The 20,754-nt window shown below is 68.4% G+C and carries 21 protein-coding genes; 6 read left to right on the plus strand and 15 right to left on the minus strand.

What is annotated here, in order from left to right; all coding sequences use genetic code 11:
- Position 1: 1 nt before the first annotated feature.
- The 6 genes from ACWFRB_RS12705 to ACWFRB_RS12730 form a co-directional block, all read right to left on the minus strand.
- Positions 2–1,216 (minus strand): alkane 1-monooxygenase, encoded by a 1,215-nt coding sequence (locus ACWFRB_RS12705; RefSeq protein ID WP_452641430.1) that lies wholly within the window; start codon positions 1,214–1,216, stop codon positions 2–4.
- A gap of 222 nt (positions 1,217–1,438) precedes the next feature.
- Entirely contained in the window at positions 1,439–2,968 is a 1,530-nt protein-coding gene (locus ACWFRB_RS12710; RefSeq protein ID WP_452641398.1) for an amino acid permease, read from the minus strand.
- 106 nt (positions 2,969–3,074) lie between these two features.
- Positions 3,075–4,307, minus strand: coding sequence for a mannose-6-phosphate isomerase, class I (manA, locus tag ACWFRB_RS12715; protein WP_452641399.1), 1,233 nt, complete (start codon positions 4,305–4,307; stop codon positions 3,075–3,077).
- On the minus strand, positions 4,307–5,419 hold the full coding sequence (locus ACWFRB_RS12720; RefSeq protein ID WP_452641400.1) for a tobH protein: 1,113 nt from the start codon (positions 5,417–5,419) through the stop codon (positions 4,307–4,309). The genes manA and ACWFRB_RS12720 overlap by 1 nt, the downstream gene beginning before the upstream one ends.
- 59 nt (positions 5,420–5,478) lie before the next feature.
- Positions 5,479–6,843, minus strand: a complete 1,365-nt coding sequence (locus ACWFRB_RS12725; protein WP_452641401.1) for a phosphomannomutase/phosphoglucomutase — start codon at positions 6,841–6,843, stop codon at positions 5,479–5,481.
- A 71-nt stretch (positions 6,844–6,914) separates the two neighbouring features.
- Positions 6,915–7,307 (minus strand): DUF3499 domain-containing protein, encoded by a 393-nt coding sequence (locus tag ACWFRB_RS12730; protein ID WP_452641402.1) that lies wholly within the window; start codon positions 7,305–7,307, stop codon positions 6,915–6,917.
- An 81-nt stretch (positions 7,308–7,388) separates the two neighbouring features.
- Between ACWFRB_RS12730 and ACWFRB_RS12735 the strand changes: the two genes are divergently transcribed.
- The gene (locus ACWFRB_RS12735; RefSeq protein ID WP_452641404.1) at positions 7,389–7,883 is read left to right on the plus strand and encodes a metallopeptidase family protein; all 495 of its coding nucleotides are present in this window, start codon (positions 7,389–7,391) and stop codon (positions 7,881–7,883) included.
- Positions 7,884–7,911: 28 nt separating this feature from the next.
- Here ACWFRB_RS12735 and ACWFRB_RS12740 read toward each other — a convergent pair whose 3' ends face one another.
- Complete coding sequence (locus tag ACWFRB_RS12740) at positions 7,912–8,145, minus strand: WhiB family transcriptional regulator (RefSeq protein ID WP_179800471.1); 234 nt, start codon at positions 8,143–8,145, stop codon at positions 7,912–7,914.
- A gap of 475 nt (positions 8,146–8,620) precedes the next feature.
- Between ACWFRB_RS12740 and cofD the strand changes: the two genes are divergently transcribed.
- From cofD to ACWFRB_RS12755, 3 genes are read left to right on the plus strand one after another with little or no spacing between them, the layout of a single operon-like run.
- Positions 8,621–9,595 (plus strand): 2-phospho-L-lactate transferase, encoded by a 975-nt coding sequence (gene cofD / locus ACWFRB_RS12745; protein ID WP_452641405.1) that lies wholly within the window; start codon positions 8,621–8,623, stop codon positions 9,593–9,595.
- Positions 9,592–10,935: a coenzyme F420-0:L-glutamate ligase gene (locus ACWFRB_RS12750; protein WP_452641406.1), complete on the plus strand. Its 1,344-nt coding sequence runs from the start codon at positions 9,592–9,594 to the stop codon at positions 10,933–10,935. Before cofD ends, ACWFRB_RS12750 begins: the two co-directional genes overlap by 4 nt.
- Positions 10,932–11,486 carry an NUDIX hydrolase gene (locus ACWFRB_RS12755; protein WP_452641407.1) on the plus strand — a complete coding sequence of 185 codons (555 nt, stop codon included), beginning with the start codon at positions 10,932–10,934 and terminating at the stop codon, positions 11,484–11,486. Before ACWFRB_RS12750 ends, ACWFRB_RS12755 begins: the two co-directional genes overlap by 4 nt.
- 1,084 nt (positions 11,487–12,570) lie before the next feature.
- Here ACWFRB_RS12755 and ACWFRB_RS12760 read toward each other — a convergent pair.
- The 6 genes from ACWFRB_RS12760 to rfbD all read right to left on the minus strand — a co-directional run bounded on the left by ACWFRB_RS12760 (position 12,571) and on the right by rfbD (position 17,448).
- Positions 12,571–13,518, minus strand: coding sequence for a DUF222 domain-containing protein (locus tag ACWFRB_RS12760; RefSeq protein WP_452641408.1), 948 nt, complete (start codon positions 13,516–13,518; stop codon positions 12,571–12,573).
- Between the two features lie 57 nt (positions 13,519–13,575).
- Positions 13,576–13,704, minus strand: coding sequence for a hypothetical protein (locus tag ACWFRB_RS12765; protein ID WP_452641410.1), 129 nt, complete (start codon positions 13,702–13,704; stop codon positions 13,576–13,578).
- 66 nt (positions 13,705–13,770) lie between these two features.
- A complete protein-coding gene (locus ACWFRB_RS12770; RefSeq protein WP_452641411.1) occupies positions 13,771–14,556 on the minus strand; it encodes an SGNH/GDSL hydrolase family protein in 786 nt (261 codons plus the stop codon).
- Between the two features lie 43 nt (positions 14,557–14,599).
- Positions 14,600–15,679: a sugar phosphate nucleotidyltransferase gene (locus ACWFRB_RS12775; protein WP_452641412.1), complete on the minus strand. Its 1,080-nt coding sequence runs from the start codon at positions 15,677–15,679 to the stop codon at positions 14,600–14,602.
- Between the two features lie 4 nt (positions 15,680–15,683).
- The gene (locus ACWFRB_RS12780; protein WP_452641413.1) at positions 15,684–16,577 is read right to left on the minus strand and encodes a glycosyltransferase family 2 protein; all 894 of its coding nucleotides are present in this window, start codon (positions 16,575–16,577) and stop codon (positions 15,684–15,686) included.
- Between the two features lie 10 nt (positions 16,578–16,587).
- A complete protein-coding gene (gene rfbD / locus ACWFRB_RS12785) occupies positions 16,588–17,448 on the minus strand; it encodes a dTDP-4-dehydrorhamnose reductase (RefSeq protein ID WP_452641415.1) in 861 nt (286 codons plus the stop codon).
- A 106-nt stretch (positions 17,449–17,554) separates the two neighbouring features.
- Here rfbD and ACWFRB_RS12790 point away from each other — a divergent pair, with 106 nt between their 5' ends.
- Positions 17,555–19,057 carry an LCP family protein gene (locus ACWFRB_RS12790; protein ID WP_452641416.1) on the plus strand — a complete coding sequence of 501 codons (1,503 nt, stop codon included), beginning with the start codon at positions 17,555–17,557 and terminating at the stop codon, positions 19,055–19,057.
- Between the two features lie 38 nt (positions 19,058–19,095).
- The gene (locus tag ACWFRB_RS12795) at positions 19,096–19,800 is read left to right on the plus strand and encodes a TIGR03089 family protein (protein WP_452641432.1); all 705 of its coding nucleotides are present in this window, start codon (positions 19,096–19,098) and stop codon (positions 19,798–19,800) included.
- Here the strand turns inward: ACWFRB_RS12795 and ACWFRB_RS12800 are convergent.
- Complete coding sequence (locus ACWFRB_RS12800; RefSeq protein ID WP_452641417.1) at positions 19,784–20,284, minus strand: pyridoxamine 5'-phosphate oxidase family protein; 501 nt, start codon at positions 20,282–20,284, stop codon at positions 19,784–19,786. The genes ACWFRB_RS12795 and ACWFRB_RS12800 overlap by 17 nt on opposite strands.
- A gap of 125 nt (positions 20,285–20,409) precedes the next feature.
- Positions 20,410–20,751 carry a hypothetical protein gene (locus tag ACWFRB_RS12805; RefSeq protein ID WP_452641433.1) on the minus strand — a complete coding sequence of 114 codons (342 nt, stop codon included), beginning with the start codon at positions 20,749–20,751 and terminating at the stop codon, positions 20,410–20,412.
- Between the last annotated feature and the right edge of the window lie 3 nt (positions 20,752–20,754).

Here is a 20,754-nt window from a genome sequence, read left to right on the forward strand (position 1 = left end):
ATCACGCCGCCCCGTAGCGGGCGAGGATCCGCTCACGCTTGGCCGGCTGGACGTTCACCCGGGTGATGTCGCCGTCGTAGTGGTCGAGGACGCGCTTGTCCATCACCTTGCGCCAGACCGGCGGGAAGTACGCGAGGGAGATCATGCTGGCGTAGCCGCTCGGCAGGTTCGGCGCGCCGTCCATGCTGCGCAGGGTCTGGTAGCGCCGCGTCGGGTTGGCGTGATGGTCGCTGTGCCGCTGCAGGTGGTACAGGAAGATGTTGGTGCAGATGTGATCCGAGTTCCAGCTGTGCACCGGGGCGCAGCGCTCGTAGCGGCCGCTCGCGGTCTTCTGACGAAGCAGTCCGTAGTGCTCGAGGTAGTTCACGGTCTCCAGCAGCGAGAAGCCGTAGACGGCCTGCAGCAGCAGGAAGGGCAGCACCTCCCAGCCGAACCCGGCCACGAGCGCGACGTACAGGACGACGGACATCAGCCAGGCGTTGAGCACGTCGTTGTGGATGCTCCACGTGCTCTTGCCGAGGCGCTCCATGCGGGTCTTCTCCAGCTCCCACGACGACTTCAGGCTGCCCCAGACACTGCGCGGCAGAAAGGTCCAGAAGGTCTCGCCGAATCGGGCGCTGGCCGGGTCCTCCGGAGTGGACACGCGGACGTGATGGCCGCGGTTGTGCTCGATGTAGAAGTGCCCGTAGAAGGTCTGGGCCAGGGTGATCTTGGACAGCCAGCGCTCGAGCTCGTCCTTCTTGTGGCCGAGTTCGTGCGCGGTGTTGATGCCGATACCGCCCATCACCCCGATGCTGAGCGCGAGCCCGATCTTGGAGGCGAGTCCCAGACCGCCCTCGATTCCGAGCCAGGCGAGGTTGTCCGCGGTCCACAGATAGCAGGCGAACACCAGGCTCGCGAGCTGGAACGGGATGTAGACGTACGTGCAGTACCGGTAGTACTTGTCGTTCTCGAGCCGCTCCATCACCTCCTCCGGCGGGTTCTGGCCGTCCGGCCCGAAGAAGATGTCGAGCAGCGGCAGCAGACCGTAGACGAGGATCGGCCCGATCCACCACCACACCGGCGAGACCGCGGACCAACCCAGCTCGTTGAATCCCCAGACCAGCCCGGCCGCGAGGAAGACGGCTGTAGGCGGGATCAGCCCCAGCAACCACAGATGCCGCTTCTTGTCTCGCCATTGCTCGGCGGGTGCCTGCGCCCCCGGATCGACCTGCATTGCCACGACTGCCTCCTCTGAGACGGGCCCACAGCTGTGAGGTGAACCACGTAGATATGGACGATATGCCATATCTTGTCCGTCGTCTATACAAATCTAGAGATTTGTACAAACGTCGGTCGGGCTCACGGCCTGGACTCGGTGGCCGGTAAACGCCGAACACCCCGCCGGTTGATCTGGCGGGGTGTTCGCAGCACAAGGGTTCGGTCTGATCGGCCGGGGTCAGAGCCCGACCCCACCTGGCCCTTCGGGACCACCGAGGTGGCCGAGCGCCTCGGCCTCCACCCCAGGCGGGGGCGTGGCCCGCTTGCCCACCATCGAATGCCGGTATCCGTAGAGGAAATAGACGACGATGCCGATGGCCATCCAGACGACGAAGCGGATCCAGGTCTCCACCGACAGGTTGAGCATCAGCCACAGGCAGGCGAGCACCGCGAGGATCGGGACCAGCGGCACCAGGGGCACCTTGAAGCCACGCGGCAGGTCGGGCCGCGTGCGACGCAGGATGATCACCCCGAGGCACACGAGCACGAAGGCGAAGAGGGTGCCGATGTTGACCATCTCTTCGAGCGTGCCCATCGGGAAGAAGCCGGCCAGCAGGGCGGAGACCACACCGACGATGACGGTGATCCGCACCGGGGTCCCGTGCGGACCCGTGTGCGCCAGCTTTCTCGGCATCAGTCCGTCCCTGGACATCGCGAACAGCACCCGGGTCTGACCGAGCAGCATCACCAGGACGACCGTGGTGAGACCGGCGAGGGCACCGAGGTTGATCACCCACTGAGCCCAGGTGATCCCGTGGATCTCGAATGCCGTTGCGAGCGTCGAGCTCTCGCCCGCGAGATCGGTGTACTTGACCATCCCGGTGAGCACCATCGTCACCGCGACGTACAGGACGGTGACGATGGCCAGGGATCCGAGGATGCCGCGCGGCAGGGCCTTCTGGGGGTTCTTCGTCTCCTCCGCCGTGGTGGCCACGACGTCGAATCCGATGAACGCGAAGAAGACCAGGCTGGAGGCGGCGAGCAGGCCGTACCAGCCGTAGGTGCTGCCGCCCGCGCCCGTCAGGTAGGAGAACAGCGACTGATGGATGCCCTCGCCGGTCTCACCTGGCTGCGACGGCGGGATGTACGGCGAGTAGTTGTCCTTGCTGATGTAGAAGGCGCCCACCACGATCACCAGCAGGACGACACCCACCTTGATCCCGGTGATGACGGCCGAGACCCGGGACGAGAGCTTGGTGCCGGTTGCGAGGACCACCGTCAGTCCCGCGATCAGCAGCACCGATCCCCAGTCGAAGTCGATCGGCCCCAGCTCGATGACGGTCGATCCCTCGGCGCCGATCACGTTGCCGAGGTACAGCGACCAACCCTTGGCCACCACCGAGGCGGCCAAGGCGAATTCCAGGATGAGGTCCCAGCCGATGATCCAGGCGACGAACTCGCCGAAGGTGGCGTAGGAGAAGGTGTACGCGCTGCCTGCGACCGGGACGGTCGACGCGAATTCCGCGTAACACAGCGCGGCAAGTCCGCACGCGATCGCGGCGAGCACGAATGCGAGCGAAACCGACGGCCCGGCGACATTGCCCGCGGTACGCGCGGTCAGCGTGAAGATGCCCGCGCCGACGACCACCGCGACGCCGAAGACCGTCAGGTCCCAGGCCGTGAGATCCTTCCGGAGCTTGCTGTCCGGCTCGTCGGTGTCCGCGATCGACTGCTCGACCGACTTCGTTCTGAAAATCCCGGATCCCATCGCTGCCTCCTCGTGAGGGAATGCGGCCAAGCCTATTGCGCCAGGCACCCCTCACACGAGGTTTCGCCCCGGTGGCGCGTCGGCTACGAGGCGGGTGCCCTGGTGTTCACCCGACTGCGGCGCTGAACACCTGCGCGGTCGACGTCCGGGCGACGGCCACGAGCTCGGGATCCGAGGCCGCGATCCACGCCGCGGCGCCCTGCTCGAGCTCCAGGGTCTTTCCGCCGCTCCGAAGTGTGACTGATCCCGAGGTGCACAACAGTATCCGCGGACCGGCTAGTTCGAACTCCACCGAGGCGGGTTGCCGATCGCCGGACCGGTCCAGGTCCACCCGGGTCAGCGCGAACTCGGGCGCGGGCGTCTCGTAGACGACGGTGGCGGTACCGGGGACCGCGGACGGCGTCAGCACCGGACCGGTGAGCGGCTCGAAGTCGAGCACCCGCAACAGCTCCGGCACGTCGACGTGCTTGGGGGTGAGCCCGCCACGCAACACGTTGTCCGAGTTCGCCATCACCTCGACGGCGAGCCCGTGCAGGTACGCGTGCAGGTTCCCGGCCGCGACGTAGAGACCCTCGCCCGGCTGCAGGGTGATCCGGTTCAGCAGCAGCGAGGCCAGCACGCCTGCGTCGCCCGGGTAGGACTCGCCCAGACCGAGCACGGTCCGCAGTTCCGCGGTGTACGGGCGCGTGCCCGGCCCACCCGACAGGTACCGCACACAACCCTCGAGGATCTGCGGGAGCAGCGCTTCGAGCGCGGGTGGCGGCAGCGTGATCCAGGTGGTGAACAGGGCCCGCAACCCCGACGAATCGGGCTGTCCCGCAAGGAGAGCGATGTAGTGGTCGAGCGCGGGGACCTCGAGGGCCGTGAGCAACTCGACCGTCCGATGCGGATCCCGGAACCCGGCGAGCACCTCGAACCGGGTCAGCGCGACCACCAGTTCCGGCTTGTGGCTGTCGTCGCGGTAGTTGCGCACCGGTGAGTCGAGCGGAATCCCCGCAGCCTCCTCGCGCTGGAAGCCCTCCTTGGCCTGAACGGCGCTCGGGTGGGCCTGCAGCGAGAGCGGTTCCTCGGCGGCGAGCAGCTTGAGCAGGAACGGCAACCGGTCACCGAACTCGGCCCGCGCCCGGTCACCGAGCTGGCCGGCGGGGTCGGCGTCGACCGCCTCGAGCAGCGAGACCGGGCCTTCGCCGCCGAGCAGACGTGCCGGGTCGGCCGGGTGGGCGCCGAGCCAGACCTCGGCCTCCGGGTGATTCGACGGCACGGGCCTGCCGCACAGTTCGGCGATAGCGGTGCGCGAGCCCCAGGCATAGGTGCGCAGCGCGCCTTCAAGCAACTGCACTAGCTACCGCCGATCAACTGCAGATAGGCCGCGGCCATCTCAAGGCGCACGGCCGTCACCGCCAGCTGCTCGATCTCGGTGCGCTCCCCAGCCATCTCCCGGCCCCCCTTGTCGATCTCGTCGTCGTCCTCCACAGCGAGCACCAGCTCGGCATCCGGCAGGACCGCGATCCGGCGCGATGCGGCGGCCTTGGTGGCCGCGCTCGACAACACGAAGACCCGCACCGGGTTGCTCGGTGGCGGACCGTCGAGTTCCTCGTCATGGAAGATCGGATCGTATCCAGCTGCCTCCGCGACCGATCCGCCGGACGCGAATCGTGTGGCCGAGGCCACCACATCGCTGAGGTCGGCCGCCGCGACGACCGCGCCCGCATTGCGCATGAGCACCTCTGCTCCGTGCGCTGCGAGCGCGCGCGTGGACGGGCCGTCGCCCGCCAGCACCACCCGGCGTCCACGCATGCGGACGGCCAGTGACTTCGCGGGATTGTGGAACACCTCATTGGCAGGGTGCCCGCGCAGCGCCTCGGCGTCCACCGCGTCGGCGAGCTCGTGCAGGTCCGGCAGCAGGTTGTCGGCGCGCGACGGCCCGAGCACGGTCAGCACCGCGAGACCGGCGGACAGGTACCGCAGGAACCCGTGCTGGTCGGCGACGCGAATGCGCGGCGGCAGCTGCATCGCCCGTCCGGCCCCCGCCGCGCGGAGCGGCCCCTCGTCCGGCGCGGCGATCACCACCTCGGCGCCCCGGCGCAGGGCCGAGTCGACCGCGGTCAGCAACCGTGGATCTCCCGCGTCCTCGCCCGCGACGACGACGACATCGAGCGAGCCGACCCACGGTGGGACCGCGGGCAGGTGCAGGATCGGCACGCCGATCCTGGCGCCGAGCGCACTGGTGAGCACCGAGGCGGCCCGGCCTGCGCGGCCACCGCCCGTCACCAGGACGATGCTGCGCGGGCGGAGGTCCCTGATCTGATCGAGGGCGCCCTCGTCGACCGACTCCGCGGTGGCCCGCACCTGCGCCCCACCGAGCGCGGCGGACCGAAGCGATCCCTCGGAATCGGCTGCTGTGACGCTTGCGGAGTCATCGAGGTCGAGAAGGTGTGACGGAGCCGTCATGGCGTCCTTCCTCTCTCGCTCTGCCCGGGGCAAGAATTCTACGGCTCTTCCCGTGTCCGCTAGGCGCGCACGACACCAAGTATCTCAGCCACCAGCGCATCGACCTCCTCGACCGTCCGCGCTTCCACGTTCAGCCGCAGCAAGGGCTCGGTGTTCGAGGCGCGCAGATTGAACCACGCGCCCTGGCCGAGATTGACCGTGACACCGTCGAGACGGTCGACGGACTTCGTGCGGCCCGAGAAGGCGGTGAGGACGGCGGCGGTCCGTTCGGCGGCGTCGGCGACAGTCGAGTTGATCTCGCCCGAGGCCTCGTAGCGCTCGTAGCTCTTCATCAGGTCGGACAGCGGTCGATCCTGCTCGCCGAGTGCCGCGAGTACGTGCAGCGCGGCGAGCATGCCGGAGTCGGCACCCCAGAAGTCGCGGAAGTAGTAGTGCGCCGAGTGCTCGCCGCCGAAGATCGCGCCCGTCTCCGCCATCTGTTGCTTGATGAAGGAGTGGCCGACCCTGGTCCGCACGGGGGTGCCGCCGAGCTCGGTCACCAGCTCGGGCACCGCCCTGGAGGTGATCAGGTTGTGGATGATCGTGGCGCCGGGCTCCTTGGCGAGCTCCCGCTCCGCGACCAGTGCCGTCACCGCGGACGGGGACACCGGGTTGCCGAGCTCGTCGACGACGAAGCAACGGTCCGCGTCGCCGTCGAAGGCGAGGCCGATGTCCGCGCCGGTCTGCCGGATCCGCTCCTGCAGGTCGACCAGGTTCTTCGGGTCGAGCGGGTTGGCCTCGTGGTTCGGGAAGTTCCCGTCGAGCTCGAAGTACATCGGATCCACGCTCAGCGGCAGCGGCTCGAACACCGCGGGGACGGTGTGTCCGCCCATGCCGTTGCCCGCGTCCACCGCGACCGACATCGGCTTCATCGACGACAGGTCGACGAGGCCGCGGACGAAGTCGGCGTACTCGGTGAGCACATCCTGCTCACTCACAGAGCCCGCCTCGCCGTCGTAGCCGGGAACGCCCTCGATGACCTCGGCCGAGATCGTCGCCAGCCCGGTGTCCTGTCCGACCGGCTTGGCGCCCGCGCGGCACAGTTTGATCCCGTTGTACTTCGCGGGGTTGTGGCTCGCGGTGAACATGGCACCCGGGCAATCGAGCAGTCCGGACGCGAAATACAGCTGATCGGTGGACGCGAGGCCGATGAGGACGACGTCGAGCCCCTGGGCCGTCACTCCCTCGGCGAACGCGTCCGCGAGCTCCGGCGACGACTCCCGCATGTCGTAACCGATGGCCACACGGTCGGCGCCGTCGCGGACCAGTCGGGCAAACGCGCCACCGACGTCACGGACGAAGTCGACATCGATCTGTTCGCCCACCACTCCGCGGACGTCGTATGCCTTGATGACGGCATGGACGGATTCGGCGGGACGTGCCACTGCGATAACTCCTGCGTTCGGGGACGGTCTTGATCGGTGCACCGCCAGCCTAGTGCCAGGTGCCGCGCGGGTCAGTTCGTGGGATCGGGCAGAACCCGCAGATGTCCGCGACGACCGGTGCGCGGGGCCTGGACGGGCGCGTGCGCCGTTTCCACCAAACCCGACGAGGCGGAATCGACGGATCCACGCTCGGGCATACCGGCCTCACGGACGGCCTCGGCGAGTGCCGTGAGGTCGTCCTCGTCCGGGGTACTGGTGGAGAAGCCGCCCTCGTAGCGGACCAACTCCCAGCCCTTCGGCGCGGTGATCCGGGAAGCGTGCGTCTCGCACAGATCCCAGGAATGGGGCTCGTCGACGGTGGCGAGCGGACCGACCACTGCCGTCGAGTCCGAATAGACATACGTCAGCGTCGCAACGGCGGGGTTCTTACACCCAGGCCGGCAGCATCGACGCAGTGCTCTCACGCAGATGAGGGTAGCTGGCAGACCCGCAGGCTCCTACTCGGACACACCGGAAGCCGATGGGTGTCGGTAGGATTGACCTTCATGCGCAGAGCCCGACACGGACGACCGTTGACCTCCCGATCGGCTGCTCGACGGGGACGTGGGATCCGCGGACCGGTGCTCCCGGCGAGTGTGCCCGCATGGCGCAGCAGAGCCGAGAAGTTCGACATGCTGGTCCTGGAGGCGTTCGCCCCGATCGACGCCCGCTGGCACGATCGGATCACCAAGCTCGACATCGCCGTCGACGAGGTGCCGAAGATCCGCGCGCTCGATCCCGACTCGGTCACCTGGCCGCCGGAGGTGGTGGCGGAGGGACCGGTGCCGCTCTCGCGACTGGTACCGGCCGGCGTGGACCGGCACGGCGCCGCCACCAGAGCGCGACTGGTCCTGTTCCGCCGGCCCCTCGAATTGCGCGCCAAGCGTCAGGAAGACCTCGTCGATCTACTGAACGAGGTGTTGGTCCGGCAGGTCGCCACCTACCTCGGAGTCGACCCCGAGGTCATCGACCCGGAGCTCGGCGAAGAGCCAGAGGACTGAAAGTACTTGAGCCCTAAACGATCCGGCTCTAGACGATCCCGCGCTTGAGCCGACGACGCTCGCGCTCCGAGAGTCCCCCCCAGATTCCGAATCGCTCGTCATTGGAGAGCGCGTACTCGAGGCACTCGTCGCGAACCTCGCAACCGAGGCAGATCCGCTTGGCCTCGCGGGTCGAGCCGCCCTTTTCGGGGAAGAACGCCTCGGGATCGGTCTGCGCGCACAGGGCGCGCTCCTGCCACTGATCTTCGATGTTCTCGAACATCTCATCAAATCCGGTGACCAGGCTCAGCTGAGGCCGTACCGGCTCCCTCTCCCCCAAAAGTTCGCCAACACCCTCCACTGCGTTCGCTGTGAAATCGGTCTGCGGTTCGTAATCAAGCGCGCTCAGAAGTCGTGATCCCTCGTACTGGTTGGGCATCGTTCCGCCTCCTCACCTTGGATTGCGCAGAAAATTCCGGTCACTTTCGTTCCCCGACAATGTCATCCACTCCGAACGAACGTTCGAATCAAGGTTCGCCACAACTGATCTCGGGTGGCGAAGGTGGAATGACATACCTGTGATTAGACACGGCACCGAGCGCTGGGGTCAAGCTGTTGGCGAATTCCCCTTACCACCACACGCGGCGGAATCGCCTCGACGACGCATTCGTGCGCGTCACCAGCGTGTCGCACCGGCTGTCACCGATCGACCGGTGCAAGTCCGCTGCACCGGCGCACGAGGCCTAGGCTCTTGAGCTGTGAGAGTCACAGTATTGGTCGGCGGCGTCGGTGGAGCCCGTTTCCTGCAAGGTGTGCGGAGCCTGCTCGGAAAATCGGATGCCGCGGGCGCACACGAGATCACCGCGGTCGTGAACGTCGGCGACGACGTCTGGATGCACGGGCTGCGCATCTGCCCCGACCTGGACACCTGCATGTACACACTCGGCGGCGGCATCGACCCCGAGCGGGGTTGGGGTCACGTCGGCGAAACCTGGAACGCGAAAGAGGAACTCGCGGCGTACGGAGCGAAGCCGGATTGGTTCGGCCTCGGAGACCGCGACATCGCCACACACCTCATCCGAACCCAGATGCTGCGCACCGGCTATCCACTGTCGGCGGTCACCGAGGCGCTGTGCAATCGCTGGCAACCCGGGGTTCGACTGCTCCCGGTGACCGATGACCGCAGCGAAACCCATGTGGTCATCACCGATCCGGCCGACGACGAGCAGCGGGCGATCCACTTCCAGGAATGGTGGGTCCGCCACCGCGCCCAGGTTCCGACGCACAGCTTCGTGCACGTCGGTGCGGACAAGGCAACGCCTGCACCCGGAGTCATCGACGCGATCGAGAACGCGGACGCGGTGCTCCTGGCACCCTCCAACCCTGTGGTCAGCGTCGGCGCCGTTCTCGCGGTGCCCGGAATCCGGGGCGCGCTGCGAACCGGCAAGGCAAAGGTCGTCGGCCTGTCCCCCGTCATCGACGGAAAGCCATTGCGCGGCATGGCCGACGAATGCCTGGAGGTGATCGGCGTTGAGACCACCGCCGAGGCGATCGGACGCTACTACGGCGCACGCTCGGACACCGGGATCCTGGACGGCTGGCTCGTCCACGAAACCGATACCGCGCAGGTTCCCGGAGTACAGGTCGAGGCGGTCCCACTGCTGATGACCGACCCGGAGACGACGGCGGAGATGGCGCGGGCGGCGCTGCGCCTGGCCGGGGTCACGGTGTGAACGGTGATCACGGAGCCGGCGGCTCCATCGAGATCCTCCCCGTGCCAGGACTTCCCGAGTTCCGGCCGGGTGATGACCTGGCCGCGGCGATCGCGACTCAGGCGCCGTGGCTGGTGGACGGCGACGTGCTGGTCGTGACGAGCAAGATCGTCTCCAAGGTCGAGGGCCGAATCGTGGCCTCCCCCACCGATCCCGACGAGCGCGATGCCGTTCGCCGACGCCTGGTGGACCAGGAAGCGGTCCGCGTCGTCGCCCGCAGGGGCCGCACCCTGATCACCGAGAACAGGCTGGGCATCATCCAGGCGGCGTCCGGCATCGACGGATCGAACGTGGACCCGGCGGAGCTGGCGCTGCTGCCGGAGGACCCCGATGCGAGCGCCCGGCAGTTGCGTGAACGGTTGGCCGAACTGTTGGGCGTGAACGTTGCCGTGGTCATCACCGACACCATGGGACGGGCGTGGCGGGTCGGCCAGACGGACGCCGCGATCGGCGCGTCCGGACTGCCCGTGCTGCACGGCTATGCGGGATCGGTCGATGCCCAGGGCAACGAGCTCTACGTGACGGAAGTCGCGGTCGCGGACGAACTCGCCGCGGCGGGCGATCTGGTGAAGGGCAAGGTCGGTAGCGTGCCGATCGCCGTTATCCGTGGGTTCGAGTTCGAGGACGACGGTTCGGTGGCGCGGAATCTGGTGCGGCCGGGCGAGGAAGACCTGTTCTGGCTCGGCTCCAACGAGGCACTGGAGCGGGGCCGCCACGATGCCCTGCTGCTGCGTCGATCGGTGCGCGAGTTCTCGTCCGAATCGATTGATCCGCAGTCCCTTCGGGATGCGATCGCGGAGGCCCTGACGGCGCCGGCGCCGCACCACACCCGCCCGGTGCGCTTCGTGTGGATCCGCACGGCCGCGACGCGCAGACGATTGCTGAACGCGATGCGGGAGCAGTGGCGTTCAGATCTCACCGCGGACGGGCTGAGCCTGGAGAAGATCAACGCGCGGCTCGACCGCGGCAACATCCTGTTCGAGGCGCCGGAGCTGGTGATCCCCTTCTGCGTGCCCGAGGGCGCGCACCGCTATCCGGACGAGGCCAGGACGAGGGCCGAGGAGACGATGTTCACCGTCGCCGCCGGCGCCGCCGTGCAGGGGCTGCTGGTGTCGTTGGCCACCAAGGGAATCGGCAGCTGCTGGATCGGTTCGACCATCTTCGCGGCAGACCTCGTGCGGGCAGAGCTCGGCTTACGCGCGGACTGGCAGGCCCTCGGCGCCATCGCCGTCGGGCATCCCCTCGAGCCCCTCGTGCCGCGAGTGCCGGGCGAGCCCGGAGACCTGCTGGTGGAAATGTGAGTGCTCAGTCCCTGCACCGTTCGGCTCGCGAGGCGCTGCTCGGCTGGCAGACACCGAACGCGGCCGACGAGTCGTTGCGGCACACCATGCTCGCGTTCCTCGATTCGGCGCCGCAGGGCTGCCTGCGTGAGCATGCCCCCGGCCACATCACCGCGTCGTCCCTGGTCCTGAGCGAGGACGGGCGGCAGGTGCTGCTGACCCTGCATCCGCGGGTCGGACGCTGGATCCAGCTCGGCGGGCACTGCGAGGTGGCGGACGAGACTGTCGTCGGTGCGGCGCTGCGGGAGGCCACCGAGGAGTCCGGCATCGAGGGTCTGCGGATCGACCCGGTCTTGCTCTCCGCGCACACGCACCCGATCACCTGCTCGCTCGGCCTGCCGACGCGGCATCTCGATCTGCGGTTCCTCGTCTGGGCGGAGAACGATGCACCGATCGTCGTCAGCGACGAGTCGACCGACCTGCGATGGTGGCCGGTCGATGCGCTGCCGGAGACCGCCGAGCGGGAGACCATCGATCACCTGGTGGAGCTGGCCCGGCTGCGCTCGGCCTAGAAGGGCGCGGGTTGGTGGCGCCGGCGCTCGTCCAGGATCGCCAGGTGTTCGGCGTGGTGGGTGCGCAGTTGTGCGCACCGGGCGAGGTGGCCGGGGTCGGTGATGGTGGCCAGCTCCGGGAGCGTCGGGGGTAGGTCCGTGGGCTGCATGTGGGTTTCCCACCAGGTCGGCTCGTAGATCCCGAGGTCGGGCGGTTCGGGCGGCGGCGGTGCTGGTGTCGGCTTCACGGTCGGCCTAGTTGCAGGTGACTTCGTCCGGTTGCTGGGTCGCTGTTCGACCGGCAGCGGCACGGTGACGCCGATGGTGCCGTGCGCACCGATCCAGACGATGACATCGCCCTCGAGCCGGACGACGCGGAAGAGACGGTCGGTCTTGGCCTGGTGGTGGCGGGTGCACGCGGGTTCACCGTTGCTTTCCACGGTCCAGCCGCCTGCGTGGGGATTGTCGGGGTCGAATTCGACGATGTGGTCGAACTGGCAATCGCGGGCCTTGACGGTGCAACCGGGGAAAGTGCAGGTGTCGTACTTGTCGAAGACGGCAGCGCGGACGGCATTGCTGGGTCGGTAGGTCAGGGCGCCGCTGGGCGGGTGGTCGTAGCCGCCGTGCTTGGGGAACTGGCCGTCGAGCAGGCCAGGGTTCGCGGCGATCGCGTCGAGGATGTCGGTGACCCGAGGTTCTCGTGGGCCGGCATCCGCTCGTCGCGACAGTGTCGGTGGGTCATGTCGTGGCGGCAGTTGCCCCGCCCGTCGGCGTCGAAGTCGGTAGCGGGCCGGGACGCCTGGTGTTGAGGTGGTAGCAGAGTTGTCCCCTGAACCAATGTCGCCCTTCAACTCTCGCGTCGGATCGCCGTTCGCACAGTCCGTCGGATCGGCATCTACCGGGCCGCTGCGCCAAACCTGGGTACTCTGCTGGCCGCGTGGCGGCTCGGAGCCCTCCCCCACGACCCCACCGCCCTCGACAATGCCGTCGGAGTCGCAGTCGGCCTCGGAATCACAGACAGGATCGCCTTCGCAATCCTTGACGCTCTGGGTCTCGTTGCCGACAGCGGCCTTTCGCTCCGCATCGACACGCCTGGCATCGGTGATCACCGCCTGCCACGTCGCATCGCCAGCCAGCAACCGCGCCAACTCCGGATCGATCGGGCCGTGGCCTTCGAGGTGACCGGGGTTATCAGCCAGTCGCAGCAGCGTGTCGAGGTCGATGTGGATGTGGACCTCCGGCTTCGGCCGCTCGGGTCGGGGCAAGTGCGCCGTGCGGCAGTCCTCCGCCGGCACTGGCAGTGCAGATAGCTCTCGCCGTGCACCAACGCCATGAACGCATCCGTCCGCAGAGTGTCGACCGTCCGCGGATCCTCCCGGCACACCGTGCCCGCCATCTCCTGGATGAGACTGTCGAGGGTCCGACCCTCCGCCGCGGTCAACGTCGCGTACACCTGCGCCATGCCATGCAGGTCCGCGGTCACCGACACCCGCCGAGAATGCCGCTCCCGCCGCCTCCGCAGCTCCTCCGCCTCGACCGGGTTGACGCGAATCAACTCCCGCATCACCTCCGCCACCAACTTCCTCGGCGTCAAATACAACGCCGCGTCAGCCAAATGACCTTCCATCCGTTTGAGCGTCGCGTCGGAGATCTCCGCGGTCGCGTCGACGATCGCGAACACCCGCGGAAATTCCACCCGACCCGACACGAACACCGCACGAATCAGCGGCAACCGCAGATCCAACGCATTGCCCACCGCCACATACCGTTCCGCAGTGAACGCACTCACCCCCAACGCCAGCGAGGTCTCCATCTCCGCCGACCGCCCGGCACGGTAGGCGAACTCCTCCCCGAACAGATCCACCTCGTGGGCGAACTGCCGCCGCGCAAACGCCGCCGCCGTCAACACTTTGTGCGCCGCCGCGATGTTCTCCGCCCGTGCATACCCCTGCAGCGCAGCCAGTGCGTCGGTCCCGTTCTCGAAGTCCACGACGGGTTCGGCGCAGGCACCCTCACCCGCCACGCCACCTCGAAACCCCCCGAAATCGAACATGTGTGCGAGTCTACCCGCGGCCACCGACAGAAACCCGACAGCGAACAGCCCGACCCCTCAGAGCGCCTTTGCGAAACACACGCTCAGCGGCATACCGACATACGGTCCGAAGTTCTCGACCTGCTCGTAACCGGACCGCCGATACAGCGCCATGGCCTCGACCTGAAGCCGGCCGGTCTCCAGCACCGCACCTGCGAAGCCGGCCTGCCGCGCAACCTCCTCCAGCGCCTCCAGTACCGCGCGTCGGCGCCGTCAGCCCTCCGCAGAGATCGATTCCAGCACAGGACGTCTCGCCGCCACCGTGTCGCCCGACGACTTTCCTGCCAGCCGGCGCCCGATCCACGGCCCGACGAAGTCCTTGGTCCAGATGTAGTTCACCCGTCGCCGCTCGGCCTTGCTCAGGACCGGCGCGGGACCGAGATCGGGGGCCTGCAGGTCATGGCCTACGCCCAGCGCGCCGAGGGTCTCGACCGCCATCCGCTGATGCCCGGCAGTCGACATGTGCAGGCGATCCCAGTCCCACATCCGCTCGTCGTCGTAGCCGTCGAATCGCCAGAAATCGACCACCACCGCACCGTGTCGGTCCGCGACCTCGCGGACCAGTTCGTTGTAGATCGCGATGCGACCGCGGATCTTGCCGAACACGGCGGACCATCCGGCGTCGTAAGCCGTCCACATCGCCACCGTCGCCCCACTAGCGGCGAGCTTGCCGATCGCCTCGTCGTAGCGGTTCACCATCGCGTCGATGTCCACCGACGGACGCATCAGGTCGTTCCCGCCGCCGTAGATCGTGACCAGATCCGGCCCCAGGGCGAGCGCCTGATCGACCTGGTCGTCGATGATCTGCCCCAGCAGCTTGCCGCGGACCGCGAGGTTGGCGTACCGGAAATCCTCGCTCTTGCCCGCGAGCTGCTCGGCGACGCGATCCGCCCAGCCTCGCAGCCCGTTCGGCCGCGCCGGGTCGTGATCGCCGAGTCCCTCCGTGAACGAATCCCCGAGGGCGACGTAGCGATTGAAGACAGGTTCCGGCGAATTCATCGCATAGATTTTGCCACCATGGGCCAGGTCACACCGGCTGGGGTCAGATGTCGGTGGAGAACCGCACCCCGCCGTCGGGCAGGGCAACGCCCGGCCACACCCGCGCGCCGCGCAGCAGTTCGCAACGGGCACCGACGTCCGCGCCGTCCCCGATCACCGCATCGCGCACCAGCGCCCGAGGACCGATCCGAGCGCCAAATCCGACGATCGACCGCTCCACCGTCGCGCCCGCCTCGATGACCGCGCCGTCGAACACGACCGCACCGTCGAGCCGTGCGCCCGCACCGATCTCGGCGCCGCGCCCGACCACCGTGCCGCCGATCAGCACCGCGCCGGGCGCAATGCCCGCGCCCGGGTGCACCAGCGACTCTCCCCGCGGGCCCTCGAGTGCGGGGGAGGGCGCGATGCCGCGCACCAGATCCGCGGAGCCACGGACGAAGTCCTCCGGCGTGCCCATGTCGCGCCAGTACGCCGCGTCGACATGCCCGAAGACGCGTCGGCCCTCGGCCAACAGCCCGGGGAACACCTCGCGCTCCACCGAGACCGGCCGCCCGGCCGGGATCTTCTCGATGATCTCGCGCCTGAAGACGTAGCAGCCGGCGTTGATCTGGTCGGTCGGCGGATCCTGGGTCTTCTCGAGGAAATCCGTGACGCGGCCGTCCTCGTCGGTCGGCACGCAACCGAATGCCCGCGGATCCCCCACCCGGACCAGGTGCATCGTCACGTCCGCCTCGGTGGTGCGGTGGGTATCCAGCACGGCCCGCAGGTCGGTGCCGCCGAGCACGTCGCCGTTGAAGACGATCACGTTGTCAGCCCTGAGCTTGGGCAGCACGTTCCGGATACCGCCACCGGTGCCGAGCGGCTCGGTCTCGGTGACGTACTCGATCTCCAGACCCATCGACGACCCGTCGCCGAAGTACTCCTCGAAGACCTCGGCCTTGAACGAGGTGCCGAGCACGACGTGCTTGATACCGGCCGCGCCGATGCGGGCCAGCAGGTGCTGCAGGAAGGGCAGACCAGCCGTCGGCAACATGGGCTTCGGAGCGGAGAGCGTCAGCGGCCGCAGCCTGGTGCCCTTACCTCCGACGAGAACCACCGCGTCCACGTTCGGTTCGCTCGTCACTTGGTCATTCACCATCGTCTGCAGTCCCCTCGTTCTTCGCCCTGTTCCGTACCGCCGCGGCGACGGCCACCTTCGAGCGCACCGCGAGTCCGCCTCGCAGCGCCCACCGAAGCGGCGCCTGCCACCAATGCGGATGCCGATCGGCCTGGAAGCGGTAGGCGCTCTGGTGATGTGCAGGCAGCATCAACTCGGGATGCCGTCCTGCCGCATGCCCCTTGGCGTGAGTCACCTCAGCCGAGGGCACGAACACGTTGTGCCAGCCCGCGCGGCCGAGTCGATCGCCGAAGTCGACGTCCTCCATGTACATGAAGTACCGGGAATCGAACCCGTTGATCGAGTCGAATGCGGCGCGACGCACCAGCAGGCAGGACCCGGAGAGCCACCCCACCGGGCGCTCGGACACCTGCTCGTTCTCCTGGCGGTACCGCTGGGTCCACGGATTGGACGGCCAGACGGTGCCGAGGAGGGCGTGGCCCGCGCCCGAGACGAGCCCGGGGACCTGGCGCGCCGACGGGTACACGCTGCCGTCCGGTTCCAGCACCATCGGCCCGAGCGCGCCCGCGCGCGGCCAACGCTGCGCCGCTTCGATCAGCACGTCGAGGGAGCCGGCACCCCAGCGAAGGTCGGGATTGGCGATCACCACGAACTCCACATCGGGGTCCAGCTCGGCAACCGCGCGGTTGATGGCACCGCCGTAGCCGATGTTCCCGCCCGTGCGCAGCAGGCGCACATTCGAATTCTGCTCGAGGGCGGCCTCGGGAGCACCGTCTGTCGACCCGTTGTCGGCCATGACGACCTGGGTCTGCAACGTCGTGGCTCCCTCGAGGGTGTCCAGGAAACTCTGAAGGTGCTTGCCCGGCGAATAGGTCACCGTCACCACGGCCAGCTGCGAACTCACGCCGGCAACCCTAGTCGCTGGCCGGCGGCAACTGCGCCAGGGCCGCCCTCAGCGCCTCCTGCCACGGCCGCAACGGGGTCAGGCCTGCGTCCACCCAGGAGGCCTCCGACAGCACCGAGTAGGCCGGCCGCGGCGCGGGCCGCACGAACTGGGCACTGGTACACGGGCGGACTCTCTCCCGATCTGCACCGACCCCGGCGAACACCGCCCTGGCGAGGTCGAACCAGCTCGCCTGGCCGGAGTTGGTCGCGTGCAGCACCCCGCCCGGTACCGCACTCGAACCGGCCAGTTGCAACAAGCCGTCGGCCAGGTCACCCGCATAGGTCGGCGACCCGATCTGGTCGTCGACCACGTCGACCGTGTCGCGGTCGCGTTCCAGACGCAGCATCGTGGCAACGAAGTCCGCGCCCACCCCGGTGTAGACCCACGCGGTCCGCACGACGAGGGCGTTCGGGTCCTCGGCGAGCACCGCGCGCTCACCGTCGAGCTTCGTCCGACCGTAGGCGGTCCGCGGCCCGGTCGCCGAGTCGGTCTCATACGGGCGGTCCGCGTCGCCCGCGAACACGTAGTCCGTCGACACATGGATCAGGCGGGCGCCGACACGCGCGGTCGCCGACGCCAGATTCCGCGGCCCGAGCACATTCACCCGCCCGGCGGCCTGCTCGTCGGATTCGGCCGCATCGACCGCGGTGTACGCGGCGCAGTTGATGACGACGGTGCCGGGCTCGACGAGCCTGTCGACCGCACCGCCATCGGTGATGTCCAGGTCTCTGGACCCGAATCCGACAACGTCGAGACCGGCCGCGGCACCGCGACGCAGCAACTGCGTGCCGAGCTGGCCACCTGCCCCTGTCACAAGGATCTTTCTCACAAAGGAAAGTCTGGCACGCCGGTCCTGGGACACCGGAACCACGCGTCCCCAGCAGTAGCCTGGACCCCGGTCGGGGTGAACCACATGCAGAGTTAGGGGGCATCAGGTGCCGGACAACGAGGAAGCTCCGACAGCGAGGCGTTCCGCCTTCGGCCGGGGCCAGATAGCCGTCGCGGCCGCGTCGGTCCTCGTCCTCCTCATCACCGGATTCGCGTGGCGCAGTGTCGATGCCCTCACGTCGAACCTCGCAACCGCGCGACTGGAGCTGGGCGACGGCGGCAAGGACGGCGCGGTCGACATCCTCATGGTCGGCACCGACAGTCGCACCGACGCGCACGGCAATCCGCTCTCCGCCGACGAGCTGGCCTCACTCAGGGCGGGCGAGGCGGAGGCCGACAACACCGACACCATCGTGCTCATCCGGGTGCCAACCGACGGCAGCTCGGCGACGGCCGTCTCGATCCCACGCGATTCGTATGTCGAGGTGCCCGGCATCGGCCGTTCGAAGATCAACGCGGCCTTCGGGGCCACCAGGGCCACCGAGCGGCAACGGTTGCTCGACGAGGGCGAGTCCGAGGACGACGCCGACAAGGCCGCGACCCAGGCCGGCCGCGAGGCCCTGATCAAGTCGGTCGCCAACCTCACCGGCATCACAGTCGACCACTACGGGGAGGTGGGGCTGCTGGGATTCGTCCTGCTCACCGATGCCGTTGGCGGCGTCGACGTGTGCCTGAACAACCCGGTCGACGAGTGGATGTCCGGTGCGAAGTTCCCGGCGGGCGAACAGACCCTCAGCGGTTCGAACGCGCTGTCCTTCGTCCGGCAGCGGCACGATCTCCCGCGCGGCGACCTCGACCGCATCGTCCGCCAGCAGGTCTTCATGGCATCGCTGGTACACGAGGTCCTCAATGCCAAGACACTGAGCAATCCCGGCAAGCTCTCGCAGCTGACCTCCGCGGTACAGCGTTCGGTCGTCCTCGACGACGACTGGGACATCATCGATTTCGCTCGGCAACTGCAGGGCCTCGCCGGCGGCGAGGTCAAGTTCCAGACCATCCCGGTCGTCGACCTCAACGCAATGACCGACTACGGCGAGTCGATCGTGCAGGTGGACCCGAAGGCCGTCCGCACCTACGTCGCCGGCCTGGTGGGCGAGCACGAGAGTGACAGCGAAGCCACCGGCAGCAGCGAGCCGCCGACGATCGACACCTCCAAGGTCACCGTCGACGTGTCCAATGACAGCGGGATCGGTGGTCTCGCGTCCCGGGTGTCCGAGGCGCTGACCGAGCAGGGCTACGTGCAGGGCGAGGTCGGGAACAACTCCGGCACCACGGTGAGCACGAGCCGCGTCCTCGCGGCCGACCCCGAGTCCGACGCGGCAAAAGCCGTCGCCGCAGCGCTCGGCGGCCTGAAGATCGTGGCTGACAGTTCGCTGTCCGCGGGCGCCGTGAAGGTCCTGATCGCCTCCGACTACACCGGTCCCGGTTCCGACTCCGACTCCGGCTCGGGGCCCACCTCGGATATCGTCGACATGGGCACCAGCCCCACCCCCGCGCCACCAGGACCGGCGATCGACGCCGGAAGCAAGGGCCCGCGGTGCGTCAACTAGCGAGAACGGCGGCGGAAGTGCCCGACCCGAACACATCGGTGACCAACCTGACCGCGGCCCTTCTCGATCCGATCCTGCAGCAGGACCCGGCCGGCCCGCGCATCACCTACTACGACGACGTCAGCGGTGAGCGGATCGAACTGTCCGCACTCACCCTCGCCAATTGGGCCGCCAAGACCGCCAACCTGATTCGCGACGAGTTCGGCCTGCTGCCGGGCGCCCGGATCTGCGTGCTGCTCCCCGCGCACTGGCAGAGCGCCGCCGTGCTGCTCGGGTGCTGGTGGGCAGGCGCCGAGGTGCTGCTGGTACCCGCGGACGATGCGGAGCTCGCGCTGGTCGCGGCGGACCGGCTCGCCGAGGTCGACGACGTGCCCGAGGTCGCGGTGCTCTCGCTCGACGCGTTCGGTCGCCCCGCCGAGGGGCTCCCGGTCGGCGTCACCGACTACGCCACCTCGGTTCGCGTGCACGGCGACCAGTTCCGGCCCGACGCCGGAGCGTCGTCGGCACTCGACGGCCTGTCGATCGCCGAGGTGCTCACCGCGGCAACGGACTCGGCCGCGGCCCAGTCCATCGGCCGTGCGGATCGCGTGCTCTCGAGCTCCGAGTGGGGCACCCCGACCGAACTGATCGACGGCCTGCTCGCGGTGTTGACGGTCGGCGCCTCGCTGGTGCAGGTCGCGCGCCCCTCCGACGACGCGATGACCAGGCGGATGGGCACCGAGAAGATCACGATCCGACGCTGACCCGATCACCGGCGTGGTCGGTGGTCCAGATCCGGCTGCGCAGATCCCTTCCCCGAATCACCTGGATTCGCCAGGGATCCAGACGCAGGACGTGTAGTTCGGGATCGCCGGGCGATTGCCAAAAGTTGCCCAGGTCGTATCCCGCCCCACGCGGGCTGGTCCGGCGATAGAGGTCCCACACCCGGCGCTTGGTGTCAGGGTCATCGACCCATTCCGCGACCGTGTCGATCGCCACCGAGTTGTTGCCGGGGGCCCAGTACGAGAAGTTCGTGTGCGGATTCCCGCGCAGGTGCGCGGATTTGACCGGGGTCCGGTAGGTGGCCAGCCAACCGACCGGGCGCCCGTCGACGACCTCCCAGACCGGGATGAGCACCCTGGTCCTCGGCCGCCCCTTGCCGTCGACGGTGACCATCGTCGCGTAGACGATCGACCCGACGAACGCGTCGAATTCTTCCTCGAGCGCCGCAAACGACGTCACCTTCATGCCGATCTCCCGTCTCAGTACCTTTTCGTAACCGGGATCAGCATGCGCCGGCGGAAAGCGAAGGGGAAGAGGGCACTTCGGCGACACCCGGTTACCCCGGGGGAACCGATCGGGACCGGGCCCGCCTAGTCGCTCCGACGCTTGGGGCGCCGGACGTAGCCGCCGTCGAGGAGTCCGGCCTCTATCTCGAATCGGTTGCGGTGCATCGGATGCCGAACCTCCTCGACGAGATAGCGGAAAACGAATCCGAGACCGTACCGGGCCCACTGCTCGGCGTGGACCGCCTCGTGACGCAGGGTCGCGGCACCGGTGTTCCGTCCGGTCAGGTAGGCCCCACCGATCGTGGTCCCTCCCCGCGCGAAGCCGAACCGCATCCCGGCACAGACGAACAGGTCGAACTCCTCGTCGAAGACGATGCGGGCACGCAGCGCTGCCGCATAGGCCAGGGCCGCCACCGTCGCCACCATCGA

The organism is Rhodococcus sp. NPDC055112 (assembly GCF_053607505.1).